This is a genomic window from Vibrio sp. 970 (assembly GCF_033339075.1).
This window is the reverse complement of record NZ_JAWOTW010000020.1, coordinates 27,361-40,330: the sequence shown is the minus strand read 5'-3', so window position 1 is coordinate 40,330 and position 12,970 is coordinate 27,361. Positions and strand designations below refer to the sequence as shown.

The following is a 12,970-nucleotide window of genomic DNA, read 5'->3' as shown; positions in this document are numbered from 1 at the left end:
ATCTCTTATATATCGTCTACTGATTGACCTGACAACGCAGCTCGAATCGATTTATCCATACGGCGTGATGCGAAATCTTGGCTCGCTTTATCGGTATCTTTAATGCCCTGCTCTATCGCATCTGCATCATCACCATTACGCAGCTCAATCAAGGCTTCGATGGCTTTAATCAAGTTTTGTTTCTCTTGTTCTGATAGTAAGTCATCACCATCAGCTTGCATCGCTGCAATCAAACCTTCTATCACTCGGTCGGCTTCAACACGCTGCTCAGCTAAGGCACGAGCTTGCATGTCTTCTTTTGCGTGCGTCATTGAATCACGCAACATATCCGCCACTTCATTGTCACTTAAGCCGTAAGAAGGTTTTACTTGAATCTCTGATTGAACACCAGTGCTCTTCTCCATTGCCGTAACAGAAAGAAGGCCATCTGCGTCAACTTGGTAAGTCACGCGAATATGTGCCGCACCCGCTGCCATCGGAGGAATACCTTTTAACGAGAAGCGAGCAAGTGAACGACAGTCATCAACCATTTCACGTTCACCTTGTACCACATGAACACTCATCGCCGTTTGGCCATCTTTGAATGTGGTAAATTCTTGCGCACGCGCAACGGGAATCGTAGTGTTGCGGGGGATGATCTTCTCGACCAAACCACCCATGGTTTCAATACCGAGCGACAGTGGAATCACATCAAGAAGCAACATTTCAGAGTCAGGTTTGTTACCCGCTAGGATATCAGCTTGAATACCCGCACCGATTGCAACAACTTCATCTGGGTTAATGCTTGTCAGTGGTGTACGGCCAAAGAATTCGCCAACCATTTCTCGTACAAGCAATGTGCGTGTTGAGCCACCAACCATGACGACCTCGAGTACTTCATCTGCGTCGACATCCGCATCTTTTAATGCGCGACGACAAGACATCAGGGTTTTCTTCACTAGCGGACGAATCAGATCTTCGAACTGCTCGCGAGTCACGGTGCCTTTCCAACCAAAAACGTCAACGTCAACACTGTCTTGCTCAGAGAAAGCAATCTTAGCTTCAGTAGCAATGTTCAACAGTGTACGGTTCTTTTCTGCAGAAAGCGGCGCTTCTAGACCCGCTTGCTCCATTAAATAATCGGCAAATAGATGGTCGAAGTCGTCACCGCCTAATGCAGAATCGCCACCTGTTGCTAATACTTCAAATACGCCTTTCGATAAACGTAGGATAGAGATATCAAAAGTACCGCCACCTAGATCGTAAACCGCAATCACACCTTCTTGACCAGAGTCTAGGCCATAAGCAATTGCCGCAGCGGTTGGTTCATTAAGTAGACGGAGAACATGAAGACCAGCTAATTTCGCCGCATCTTTTGTACCTGCACGTTGCGCGTCATCAAAGTAAGCAGGAACGGTAATAACGACACCTGCTAACTCACCACCTAACGTATCTTCAGCTCGCTTACCCAATACTTTTAGGATGTCCGCAGATACTTCAATCGGGTTTTTGTCACCTTGAGGTGTTTGCAGAATTGGCAGGCCGTTTTCACTCTCTTTAAAACGATAAGGAAGTGAAGAGTAACGGGACTGAATGTCCTTTAATGAACGACCGATCAAACGTTTTACAGAGATAATCGTGTTCTCTGGTTCAAACTCTGCTTTGGCTTTGGCTTCGTGGCCGACCGTTAACGTTTCCTCAGCGTAATTAACGACTGAAGGTAAAATAGTACGGCCCTGCTCGTCCGCAAGTGGAGTTGCATCGCCGCTACGTACAGAAGCAACCAAAGAGTTGGTAGTACCTAAGTCGATACCCGCTGCTAACTTATGCTCATGAGGTGCCGAGCTTTGGCCCGGTTCTGCGATTTGAAGTAGTGCCATGATAGGTCCTTGTCACGCTTACTAGCCGAGGAGTTTGTCTTCGACTAGCTCAATTTCGTTCTTTAGTTTGGCAATGAATTTTAGCTTACGAACTCGGTCTGCGGCTTCAGCCCATAGACCATCATCAAGCTCTTGCTCGACGCTTGCCAGATGCTGTTTGTACATTTTGCTGACCTTAGAGTCGAAGTCAAAAAGCGCCGATTCAGGATCGGAGTTGTCAGCAATCTCTTCCAGTTCTTCGCGCAGTTCCATTTGCTCCATTAAGAACATCGGATCTTGCATCGTTTGCTGTTCACCTCGGATCTCAACACCTTGCTCTGCGAGGATATACTCGGCGCGAGAAATAGGATTTTTCAGAACTTGATAGGCATCGTTGATTTGCGCCGCCTTTTGCACCGCCATCAAACGGTCACGTTCTGAGCCCGTTGCAAAGTTATCCGGGTGGAAGCGTTTTTGTAGTTCTCGGAACTGAGAAGAAAGAAGGCTACCATCCAGCTTAAACTGACTTGGTAGCCCAAATAATTCAAAGTGATTCATTAAGTTCGGGTCCTAGTAAAGCCTTCCGGACTCGTTTGCCCAGAAGGACAATCAATTAGACGTTGAAGCTTTCACCACAACCACATTCACTTTTCGCGTTAGGGTTGTTGAATTCAAAACCTTCATTCAACCCTTCTTTCACGTAATCCAATTCAGTACCATCTAGGTACACTAAGCTCTTTTGATCGATGATAATTTTCACTCCAGAGAGTTCAAATACTTCGTCTTCTTCATTGAGCTCATCAACAAACTCAAGTACGTATGCCATGCCGGAACAACCAGTCGTCTTCACTCCAAGACGTAAACCGATACCTTTGCCTCGGTTATCTAGGAATGCTCTTACGCGACTTGCCGCTGATTCTGTCATTGTGATGGCCATACTGCACCTTAGTCTGTCTAAATTTCGATTGGAATGGGAGCGTCAAAGCTCCCATTATATTACGGAATAATTATTCTTGGTGTTTTTTCTTGTAGTCAGCAACCGCTGCTTTGATTGCATCTTCAGCAAGAATAGAACAGTGAACTTTCACTGGTGGAAGCTCTAGCTCTTCAGCAATCTCAGAGTTTTTAATTGCTGCCGCTTCATCAACTGACTTACCTTTTACCCACTCAGTTACTAGTGAGCTTGATGCGATTGCACTACCACAACCGTATGTTTTGAACTTCGCATCTTCGATGATACCTTCAGGTGTCACTTTGATTTGAAGCTTCATTACGTCACCACACGCAGGAGCGCCAACCATGCCGCTACCTACTGATGGATCTTCTTTATCGAATGAACCAACGTTACGTGGGTTCTCGTAGTGATCAATTACTTTTTCGCTGTATGCCATGATAAATTACCTCGAATCCTCTATTTCAATCCCTGAGATTAATGGTGAGCCCATTCAACAGTGCTCAAATCAATCCCTTCTTTGTACATATCCCATAGAGGAGACATGTCGCGTAGCTTAGTCACTGCAACGCGGATTTGTTCAATTGCGTAATCAATTTCTTCTTCAGTCGTGAAACGACCAAACGAGAAACGAACCGAGCTGTGAGCCAATTCGTCATCCATGCCTAGGGCACGAAGAACGTAAGAAGGCTCAAGGCTTGCAGACGTACAAGCACTACCAGAAGATACCGCTAGATCTTTAAGCGACATTAGTAGTGATTCACCTTCTACGAATGCGAAACTGATGTTTAGGTTGTGTGGTACACGCTGCTCAAAGTCACCGTTTACCGTCACTGCTTCTAAGTCTTTCACGCCATCAAAAAGACGGTTACGAAGCGCTAAAGCATGATCGTAATCTTTTTGCATGTCTTCTTTTGCAATACGGAATGCTTCACCCATACCTACGATTTGGTGAGTAGGTAGTGTACCAGAGCGGAAACCACGCTCATGGCCGCCACCGTGCATTTGCGCTTCAAGACGAATACGAGGCTTACGACGAACGTAAAGTGCACCGATGCCTTTAGGGCCATAAACTTTGTGAGCAGAAAGCGAAATTAGGTCAACTTTCATCTCTTGAACGTCGATTGGTAATTTACCTGCAGATTGCGCTGCATCCACGTGGAAAACAATTTTACGCTCACGACACAATTCGCCGATCGCTGTAATGTCTTGAACCACACCAATCTCGTTGTTTACGTGCATAATAGACACAAGCACTGTGTCATCACGCATTGCCGCTTTAAGCTTCTCTAGATCGATCAAGCCATTTGATTCTGGCTCAAGGTAAGTCACTTCAAAGCCTTCACGCTCAAGTTGACGACATGGGTCAAGAACGGCTTTGTGCTCTGTTTTACAAGTGATTACGTGCTTGCCTTTCTTCGAGTAAAAGTGCGCTGCACCTTTAATAGCAAGGTTGTCTGATTCTGTCGCACCAGATGTAAATACGATTTCGCGAGGATCTGCATTTAGAAGGTCAGCAATTTGCTCACGAGCAGTATCGACCGCTTCTTCTGCCTGCCAGCCGTAACGGTGCGAACGCGACGCTGGGTTGCCAAATGTGCCATCCATTGTCATGTACTGAACCATTTTTTCAGCAACACGTGGATCAACTGGACATGTAGCGGAATAATCAAGATAAATCGGCAGTTTCATTCTCTACTCCAATGTAAAAAGCTGACCGCTAAGAGCGGACGTTTACACCGATGGGCGCGGCGGTTGTATTTTTGTTTGATAGCCCATGGGTTACCGCCAGATCAATGTCCTGACGATCAGAAATTTCGAGTACTTCATTGTCTGTCATCAACTCACCAAGAGTGATGTTATTCAAAAAGTCACTAATGCGAGAGCTTAGGTCACGCCACAGCGTGTGAGTAAGGCAACGTGTTCCACCTTGGCAATCTCCTTTACCTTGGCATTTGGTTGCATCTACTGACTCATCAACGGCAGCAATCACGGTACCAATAGCGATACTGTGAGCGTCGGCACCAAGTCGGTAACCACCACCAGGACCACGAACGCTGGCAACGAGACCTGCTTTACGCAATTTTGAAAATAGCTGCTCTAAGTAAGAGAGCGAGATCCCTTGACGCTCTGAAATATCAGCCAGAGGTACAGGGTTTTGTTGCGAATGCAGTGCCACATCCAGCATGGCTGTCACCGCATATCTTCCTTTAGATGTAAGTTTCATACCACACCGTATCCACATGGTTTGTAATGGTTAAGATTTTTCCATACCTGAGTAATTTGGTCAAGTATTTATTTGACCATTTTACTCAGGTATTCATCCTTACACCTAAAGTGGTTATTATTCACTCAGAACTTCTTTTCTATCGAAGTCAAAACGCCTCGTAGAATATTAAGTTCTTGGGTTTCTGGTCGAGCACGAGAGAACAAACGGCGCAACTTATTCATCACCTGTCCAGGTTGCTCTTTGTTAATAAACTGGGTCTCAACCATCACCTTTTCAAGATGCTCGAAGAACATTTCGAGTTCTCGATGACGCGGGTATTCTTCCGATTCATTTGGGGAAAACTGTCTTTGCTCTAAGTTCAAGTGTGCAACTCGCACTTCGTAACTGAGAGTTTGTACAGCCATCGCTAGGTTAAGCGAGCTGTACTCAGGATTAGCGGGAATACAAACATGGTAGTGGCACTTTTGTAGCTCTTCGTTTGTCAAACCAGTTCTTTCTCGGCCAAACACGAGCGCAACCGGATGCTTTCGGCCTTCAACTGCAAATTTCTCACCGCATTCACGTGGCTCGAGCATTGGCCATTCTAATGTACGAGAGCGGGCGCTAGAACCCACAACAAGGCCACAATCTTCAACAGCTTCTTCTAATGTGCCGACAATCTTTGCATTTTGAGCAATATCACCAGCACCCGCAGCTAAAGCAAGAGTTTGTTCATCCACTTCACATTGTGGATCGACTAATACTAGTTGGTTTAAACCCATCACTTTCATTGCTCGAGCTGCTGAGCCAATATTGCCTGAATGAGAGGTACCTACGAGTACAATTTTTACTTGATCCAACATCTGTGTTTGCTACCTAAATTAAAACCGCAGAATGTTATCATAGTTTTTTAAGACACCCTAGAGGCAAGCAGACCTCTCTTCTCATTCTTGGTTATTGTTCTCGTCCGCAGTATGCTCTGTACACTCAACCAGTCGCATTTAGAACAAAAAATAACCACTTCCCTTTTTAATTATCTCTGGTATACTCGCCGCCGCTTTCATTTGTTCTTTAACATCCGTTGGGAAATTCGTATGCATCCAATGCTAAACATTGCTATTCGCGCTGCGCGAAAGGCTGGCAATCATATTGCTAAATCATTAGAAAACACTGATAAAGTAGAATCTACTCTTAAAGGCACTAATGACTTTGTCACTAACGTAGACAAAGAAGCAGAATACATCATCATCGATACTATCAAGCAGTCTTACCCTGAGCACTGTATCGTTGCTGAAGAACAAGGTCTTATCGAAGGTAAAGATAAAGACGTACAATGGATCATCGACCCACTGGATGGCACCACTAACTTTGTAAAAGGTTACCCAACTTTCGCGGTTTCTATCGCTGTTCGTATTAAGGGTAAAACTGAAGTTGCTTGTGTTTACGATCCAATGCAAAACGAGCTATTCACTGCACAACGCGGTGCCGGCGCTCAACTAAACAGTGCACGTATTCGTGTTGCTCAACTAAAAGACCTTCAAGGTACTGTTCTAGCAACAGGCTTCCCATTCAAGCAGAAACAACACGCTGAGTCTTACATCAAGATCGTTGGTGCGCTATTCACTGAGTGTGCTGATTTCCGTCGTAGCGGCTCTGCTGCTCTAGACCTTTGTTACGTGGCTGCTGGCCGTGTTGATGGTTACTTCGAGCTAGGCCTAAAACCTTGGGATATGGCAGCAGGTGAGCTTATTGCTCGTGAAGCTGGCGCAATCCTAACAGACTTTGCTGGCGGCACTGACTACATGAAGTCTGGTAACATCGTTGCTTCAAGCGCTCGTGGCGTAAAATCTATCCTTAAGCACATTCGCGAAAACGGTAACAGCGCGATCCTTAAGTAATATTTGAAAGTCATATATAGCCCGTCACGCTGATGACTTTAGAAAGCCCCGCTCATTGAGCAGGGCTTTTTTGTATCTACTGCTTCGTATCGACTTAGCTGTAGCTGAAGGCTCTTCATACAGAGAGGCTCTACAAGCTCACGACTCTATTCAGATACAAAAAAACCGCTGATTGCTCAGCGGTTTTTGTTTTCGGTTCTCAATCTGCCTTATGGCATTTCGTCGAACTCTGCACCTTCTTTTTCTACTTGAGGTGGCATCAAGTGCTCTTTCTGGATACCCAGTCTTAGAGCCAGTGCTGATGCTACGTAGATAGAAGAGTAAGTACCTACAGTGATACCGAGTAAAAGTGCGGTTGCAAAGCCGTGAATCATAGCACCACCCTGCATGAACAGTGCAATTACCACGAACAACGTCGTACCAGATGTAATCAATGTACGGCTCAACGTTTGAGTGATTGAGGCGTCCATAATGTCTGAAGGTTCGCCCTTACGCATCTTACGGAAGTTTTCACGAATCCGGTCAAATACAACGATGGTATCGTTGAGTGAGTAGCCCACAACCGTCAGTAGCGCAGCTACGATGGTCAGGTCAACTTCAATTTGTAGAAACGAGAAGACACCTAGCGTGATAATAATATCGTGAGCCAATGCCATTACCGCACCAGCCGCTAGACGCCATTCAAATCGCATCGATACATAAAGCAGGATACAGATCAGCGATACCAAGATCGCTAGACCACCAGCTTCTGTTAGCTCATCACCAACGTTGGGACCTACGAACTCAATACGACGCATTTCTACGCTTTCGCCAGTACCATCTTTGATAGCACCAATGATTTGGTTACCTAGCGTTTCACCAGAAACGTCATCACGTGGACGAAGACGAACCATGACTTCACGAGCACTACCGAAGTTTTGTACTGTCGCATCGCCAAAGCCTTTTGAATCTAGTGCTGCACGAATCTCTTCAAGGTTTGCTGGCTGTTCAAAACCTACCTCGATAAGCGTACCGCCAGTGAAATCTAGACCCCAATTAAGCCACTTGGTTGACAAAGTGAAGATAGAAGCAGCAATCATTATAATTGAAAAAACGAATGCTACTTTCGACCAACGCATAAAGCCGATCGTCTTCTCTGCTTTTAGAATTTGAAACATATTAATTCCCAGCCTTAGATCGACAATTTATCAACGCGTTTGCCACCGTAGATCAGGTTCACGATACAACGTGTACCAATAATGGCGGTGAACATTGAAGTTAAGATACCGATAGATAGAGTAACTGCGAAACCTTTCACCGCACCTGTACCGACCGCAAATAGAATGATTGCAGTAATTAGTGTTGTGATGTTCGCATCAGCAATCGTGCTGAATGCATTCGCATAACCTTGGTGAATCGCTTGTTGTGGACTACGTCCATCACGAATTTCTTCACGGATACGCTCGAAGATCAGTACGTTCGCATCAACCGCCATACCGACTGTTAACACGATACCGGCTATCCCCGGAAGCGTCATGGTAGCGCCTGGAATCATCGACATAACACCAATGATAAGCACCAAGTTTGCCATTAGAGCGATGTTTGCAATCAAACCAAAGCCGCGGTAGTAAAGCAGCGTAAATAGCATTACGGCAACCATACCCCAGATACATGCTTGGATACCCATATCGATGTTTTGCTGGCCCATTGATGGACCAATGGTACGTTCTTCAACGATAGAGATAGGTGCAATCAGTGCACCAGCACGTAGTAAAAGTGCTAGGTTGTGTGCTTCTGCAGCAGAGTCGATACCTGTGATACGGAAGTTACGACCAAGAGCCGATTGAATCGTTGCTTGGTTGATGACTTCTTCATGCTTATCCAGAATAACTTTGCCTTCAGGCGTACGACGGCCACTGTCTTTGTATTCTGCAAACACGGTAGCCATTAGCTTACCAATGTTCTTCTTAGAGAACGCAGACATCTTATTACCACCTTCGCTGTCTAGCGAGATGTTAACTTGTGGACGACCATATTCATCAACACTTGAGCTTGCATCTGTGATGCTTTGACCGCCAAGAATAACGCGCTTCTTAAGCACAACTGGGCGACCATCACGGTCCATCTTGATTTCACTACCTGCTGGCGCACGACCATTTGCCGCTGCCGATAGGTCAGCTTTATCATCAACTTCACGGAATTCAAGCGTTGCCGTAGCTCCGAGAATTTCTTTTGCACGAGCAGTGTCTTGAACACCAGGCAGTTCAACTACAATGCGACTAGCACCTTGACGTTGAACCAATGGTTCCGCAACACCTAGTTCGTTGACACGATTACGTAAAATCGTAATGTTTTGCTCAACAGCATAGTTACGGATCTCTTGTAAACGTTGCTCAGTAAAGGTTGCAGTAAGAGCGTAACGGCCATTTGAATCAGAATCGACAAAAATCATGTCCGGGTGATTCTTTTCTAGCGTTGCTTTCGCTTCTGCTAATTGCTCTTCGTTACGCAACAACACTTCTACCGCTTCTTTTCCAGAAGGGCGGATTGCACGGTAACGAATCTTGGCGTCACGAAGTTCGCTACGGAAAGCTTCTTCTTGTTGACCAACAAGCTTTTCCATCGCTGCATCCATATCCACTTCCATTAAGAAGTGAACACCACCGCGAAGGTCAAGACCTAGCTTCAATGGTGACGCGCCAATCGCTTCTAGCCAATCGGGTGTAGAAGGTGCAAGGTTAAGTGCAACAATTGTGTCTTTGCCTAGCGCTTCGCTGATGACATCACGAGCACTGATTTGTGTGTCAGTGTCGTTAAAACGAACAAGAATTGATCCATCTTCGAGAGCAATGGATTTATGAGAAAGTTGCTCTTTGTTAAGAGCAGTAGTGACAGCATCCAGCGTTGACATATCTACAGAGGCGCCACGCGCCCCTGTAACTTGAATAGCCGGATCTTCACCGTAGATATTTGGAAGTGCGTATAACGCAGCGGTGATGATGGCAAAAAGCACCATCAAGTACTTCCATAATGGATAACGGTTTAGCACAGCGAGGATCCTTTAGCTGTTTTATAGAGACTTAAGCGTACCTTTTGGTAGCACTGCAGTGATGAAGTCTTTCTTGATTACTACTTCATTGTTCGCGTTAAGCTCAATTGAAATGTAGTCATTGTCTTCAGCAATCTTAGTGATTTTACCCACTAGGCCACCGCTAGTTAAAACTTCGTCGCCTTTGCCCATAGAAGCCATTAGGTTTTTGTGTTCTTTTACGCGTTTCGCTTGTGGGCGGTAAATCATGAAGTAAAAGATCACTGCGAACATGCCAAGCATGATTAGCATTTCAAAACCACCGCCTGCTGGCGCGCCTTCTGCTGCTGCGTGAGCCTGAGAAATAAACATTAAAACATCCTCATTATATTTTATTGATAATCAAACAAATTGGGCTTTCGCATTTTAGATTCAAGTCTGAGAGTAACTAATAGAGATCGCTCTCTCAAAAATAACGTGCGTTAGCCTACTTTATTAGCAAAAGCCTCTGGCGACATGCCAAAGGCTTTAATTCTTTTAGTTTTTCAATTACTGCTCTTTTGCTAGTGGTGGCACTTCACGGCCACGACGCTCATAGAACTCAGTAACAAATTCATCGAAGCGATCTTCATCAATTGCTTTACGAATGCTTTCCATCAGACGCTGGTAGTAACGCAGGTTATGGATTGTATTCAAGCGAGCGCCTAAGATTTCATTACAACGCTCTAAATGGTGAAGGTACGACTTGCTGTAGTTTTGACAAGTGTAACAGTCACAATGCGGATCCAATGGTGTTGTATCCGTTTTATGTTTCGCATTACGGATCTTGATCACACCACCAGTCACAAATAAGTGACCATTACGTGCGTTACGCGTTGGCATTACACAGTCAAACATGTCGATACCACGACGAACACCTTCAACCAAGTCTTCTGGCTTACCTACGCCCATCAAGTAGCGAGGTTTGTCTTCAGGAAGTTGAGGACAAGTATGCTCAAGAATACGGTGCATGTCTTCTTTAGGCTCACCTACTGCCAAACCACCAACCGCGTAACCGTCAAAACCGATTTCCGTTAGACCTTTTACCGACACATCACGTAAATCTTCGTAAACACCACCTTGGACAATACCAAATAGGTTGTTCGGGTTTTCTAGCTTCTCGAAGTGGTCACGTGAACGCTGTGCCCAGCGTAATGACATTTCCATCGATTTCTTCGCTTCATCGTGTGTCGCTGGGTAAGGCGTACACTCGTCAAAAATCATAACGATGTCAGAGCCCAGGTCTTTTTGAATTTCCATCGACTTTTCTGCGTCCATGAAAATCTTGTCACCGTTTACTGGGTTACGAAAGTGAACACCCTCTTCAGTGATCGTACGCATCTTACCAAGGCTGAATACTTGGAAGCCGCCTGAATCAGTAAGAATAGGACCGTGCCAGTTCATAAAATCGTGCAGGTCACCGTGCATTTTCATCACTTCTTGACCAGGACGTAGCCACAGGTGGAACGTATTACCTAGCAAAATTTCTGCACCAGTACCTTTTACTTCTTCTGGTGTCATACCTTTAACGGTACCGTAAGTACCTACTGGCATGAACGCAGGAGTTTGAACAGTGCCGCGTTCGAAAGTCAGTTGACCACGACGTGCATTGCCGTTTTTCTTCTTAAGATCGAATTTTAATTTCACGATGCCTCCGGGTGTCAGAGAAACAGTCTGACTGAGTGTTTAGGGCTCTACCCTACTTTAAGGAGCGGTCGCTTTTCCTTGCGAGAGACAAAGCAATGGATGCTTTATTTCCTAGCTTACTGCTAGCACTCGTAAATCTATTTTTAACTACGCCGTTTTCTTCTTGATGAACATTGAATCGCCATACGAGAAGAAACGGTATTTGTTTTCCACCGCATGTTTGTAAGCATTCATGGTGTTCTCGTATCCAGCAAATGCACTCACCAACATGATCAGTGTTGATTCAGGCAAGTGGAAGTTTGTGATCAAGCAATCCACCAACTGATATTCGTAACCAGGGAAAATAAAGATTTCTGTATCGCCAAAGAATGGGGCCAGCTCAGTCCCTTTTTGCAATGCGTCTTGCGCTGCACTTTCAAGTGAACGCACAGATGTTGTACCAACAGCAATAATTCGTCCGCCACGCGCTTTCGTCGCTTTAATTGCTTCGACGACTTCTTGCGGTACTTCTACGTACTCGGCATGCATGTGGTGATCGTTGATATTTTCCACTTTTACTGGCTGGAATGTACCCGCCCCAACGTGCAAAGTAACGTAAGCAAACTCTGCACCTTTCGCTTTGATTTTCTCCAAGAGAACATCATCAAAGTGAAGGCCCGCTGTCGGTGCCGCAACCGCACCTGGCTTTTGATTATATACCGTTTGGTAACGCTCTTTATCTGCATCTTCGTCTGGACGGTCGATGTAAGGAGGAAGCGGCATATGGCCGATTTCTTCCAGAATTTCTAGTACCGTCTTATCAGAACTAAATTTCAGTTCAAATAAAGCATCATGGCGTGCAACCATTTCTGCTGAATATTCATCATTCTCGCCAACAATAATGGTTGTACCTGGTTTTGGTGATTTAGAGCAACGAACGTGCGCGAGGATGCTTTTCTCATCCAACATGCGCTCCACTAGCACTTCTAATTTACCGCCCGACTCCTTGCGGCCAAAAAGACGAGCAGGAATAACACGAGTATTATTAAACACCACTAAGTCACCGGGTTGAACTTGGCCCAATACATCAATAAATGTGCCATCAATGAGCTCTCCGGTATTGCCGTCCATTTGCAGCAGTCGGCTAGCGGTACGCTCTGGTTGAGGGTAGCGAGCGATGAGTTCATCTGGAAGGTCGAAATGGAAATCTGATACTTGCATGTTACTTGTCTTATCTATTGGTCAAATCACGTCTAGGCGACGATAAAATTGCGACGAGTTTTTCGCAGCAGACTAGTATATGTTTACATGCTGCAATAGCAAGCAAATCACCAGAATATAGCAGTAAAAGCCATGGTGAAGAGTGTAATAAAACGTGAAAAGCCTCGATTACTTGGCACT

13 protein-coding genes are annotated in these 12,970 nt (G+C 45.2%); 1 reads left to right on the top strand and 12 read right to left on the bottom strand.

All coding sequences use genetic code 11. The annotated features are described in order from the left end of the window. Window positions 1-5: 5 nt before the first annotated feature. The 7 genes from hscA to trmJ all read right to left on the bottom strand — a co-directional run bounded on the left by hscA (window position 6) and on the right by trmJ (window position 5,862). Complete coding sequence (gene hscA, locus R7Q11_RS21705; protein ID WP_017820567.1) at window positions 6-1,859, bottom strand: Fe-S protein assembly chaperone HscA; 1,854 nt, start codon at window positions 1,857-1,859, stop codon at window positions 6-8. A 21-nt stretch (window positions 1,860-1,880) separates the two neighbouring features. Then, window positions 1,881-2,396: a co-chaperone HscB gene (gene hscB, locus R7Q11_RS21700; RefSeq protein ID WP_042521163.1), complete on the bottom strand. Its 516-nt coding sequence runs from the start codon at window positions 2,394-2,396 to the stop codon at window positions 1,881-1,883. A gap of 55 nt (window positions 2,397-2,451) precedes the next feature. Beyond that, on the bottom strand, window positions 2,452-2,775 hold the full coding sequence (gene iscA / locus R7Q11_RS21695; RefSeq protein ID WP_005381717.1) for an iron-sulfur cluster assembly protein IscA: 324 nt from the start codon (window positions 2,773-2,775) through the stop codon (window positions 2,452-2,454). A gap of 70 nt (window positions 2,776-2,845) precedes the next feature. Beyond that, window positions 2,846-3,229, bottom strand: coding sequence for a Fe-S cluster assembly scaffold IscU (gene iscU / locus R7Q11_RS21690; RefSeq protein ID WP_005381718.1), 384 nt, complete (start codon window positions 3,227-3,229; stop codon window positions 2,846-2,848). Window positions 3,230-3,267: 38 nt separating this feature from the next. Beyond that, on the bottom strand, window positions 3,268-4,482 hold the full coding sequence (locus tag R7Q11_RS21685) for an IscS subfamily cysteine desulfurase (protein WP_025768862.1): 1,215 nt from the start codon (window positions 4,480-4,482) through the stop codon (window positions 3,268-3,270). A gap of 28 nt (window positions 4,483-4,510) precedes the next feature. Further along, complete coding sequence (gene iscR / locus R7Q11_RS21680; protein WP_005381720.1) at window positions 4,511-5,017, bottom strand: Fe-S cluster assembly transcriptional regulator IscR; 507 nt, start codon at window positions 5,015-5,017, stop codon at window positions 4,511-4,513. Window positions 5,018-5,142: 125 nt separating this feature from the next. After that, window positions 5,143-5,862 (bottom strand): tRNA (cytosine(32)/uridine(32)-2'-O)-methyltransferase TrmJ, encoded by a 720-nt coding sequence (trmJ, locus tag R7Q11_RS21675; protein ID WP_025768861.1) that lies wholly within the window; start codon window positions 5,860-5,862, stop codon window positions 5,143-5,145. Between the two features lie 231 nt (window positions 5,863-6,093). On the opposite strand from trmJ, the gene suhB reads away from it, so the two are divergent. Beyond that, window positions 6,094-6,897 carry an inositol-1-monophosphatase gene (gene suhB, locus R7Q11_RS21670; RefSeq protein ID WP_005381722.1) on the top strand — a complete coding sequence of 268 codons (804 nt, stop codon included), beginning with the start codon at window positions 6,094-6,096 and terminating at the stop codon, window positions 6,895-6,897. A gap of 209 nt (window positions 6,898-7,106) precedes the next feature. Here the strand turns inward: suhB and secF are convergent, their stop codons facing one another. The 5 genes from secF to queA form a co-directional block, all read right to left on the bottom strand. Beyond that, entirely contained in the window at window positions 7,107-8,054 is a 948-nt protein-coding gene (gene secF, locus R7Q11_RS21665; protein WP_025768860.1) for a protein translocase subunit SecF, read from the bottom strand. Window positions 8,055-8,068: 14 nt separating this feature from the next. Continuing rightward, window positions 8,069-9,925 (bottom strand): protein translocase subunit SecD, encoded by a 1,857-nt coding sequence (gene secD / locus R7Q11_RS21660; protein WP_005381724.1) that lies wholly within the window; start codon window positions 9,923-9,925, stop codon window positions 8,069-8,071. Between the two features lie 21 nt (window positions 9,926-9,946). Continuing rightward, window positions 9,947-10,276: a preprotein translocase subunit YajC gene (yajC, locus tag R7Q11_RS21655; RefSeq protein WP_005381725.1), complete on the bottom strand. Its 330-nt coding sequence runs from the start codon at window positions 10,274-10,276 to the stop codon at window positions 9,947-9,949. Window positions 10,277-10,453: 177 nt separating this feature from the next. Next, on the bottom strand, window positions 10,454-11,590 hold the full coding sequence (tgt, locus tag R7Q11_RS21650; protein ID WP_005381727.1) for a tRNA guanosine(34) transglycosylase Tgt: 1,137 nt from the start codon (window positions 11,588-11,590) through the stop codon (window positions 10,454-10,456). Between the two features lie 147 nt (window positions 11,591-11,737). Then, on the bottom strand, window positions 11,738-12,790 hold the full coding sequence (queA, locus tag R7Q11_RS21645) for a tRNA preQ1(34) S-adenosylmethionine ribosyltransferase-isomerase QueA (protein ID WP_132937061.1): 1,053 nt from the start codon (window positions 12,788-12,790) through the stop codon (window positions 11,738-11,740). Window positions 12,791-12,970 lie beyond the last annotated feature (180 nt).

Excerpts from the sequence above, each read along its gene's own strand:
- hscA (WP_017820567.1), bottom strand. The coding sequence starts at position 1,859 with ATGGCACTACTTCAAATCGCAGAACCGGGCCAAAGCTCGGCACCTCAT.
- hscB (WP_042521163.1), bottom strand. The coding sequence starts at position 2,396 with ATGAATCACTTTGAATTATTTGGGCTACCAAGTCAGTTTAAGCTGGAT.
- iscA (WP_005381717.1), bottom strand. The coding sequence starts at position 2,775 with ATGGCCATCACAATGACAGAATCAGCGGCAAGTCGCGTAAGAGCATTC.
- iscU (WP_005381718.1), bottom strand. The coding sequence starts at position 3,229 with ATGGCATACAGCGAAAAAGTAATTGATCACTACGAGAACCCACGTAAC.
- R7Q11_RS21685 (WP_025768862.1), bottom strand. The coding sequence starts at position 4,482 with ATGAAACTGCCGATTTATCTTGATTATTCCGCTACATGTCCAGTTGAT.
- iscR (WP_005381720.1), bottom strand. The coding sequence starts at position 5,017 with ATGAAACTTACATCTAAAGGAAGATATGCGGTGACAGCCATGCTGGAT.
- trmJ (WP_025768861.1), bottom strand. The coding sequence starts at position 5,862 with ATGTTGGATCAAGTAAAAATTGTACTCGTAGGTACCTCTCATTCAGGC.
- suhB (WP_005381722.1), top strand. The coding sequence starts at position 6,094 with ATGCATCCAATGCTAAACATTGCTATTCGCGCTGCGCGAAAGGCTGGC.
- secF (WP_025768860.1), bottom strand. The coding sequence starts at position 8,054 with ATGTTTCAAATTCTAAAAGCAGAGAAGACGATCGGCTTTATGCGTTGG.
- yajC (WP_005381725.1), bottom strand. The coding sequence starts at position 10,276 with ATGTTTATTTCTCAGGCTCACGCAGCAGCAGAAGGCGCGCCAGCAGGC.
- queA (WP_132937061.1), bottom strand. The coding sequence starts at position 12,790 with ATGCAAGTATCAGATTTCCATTTCGACCTTCCAGATGAACTCATCGCT.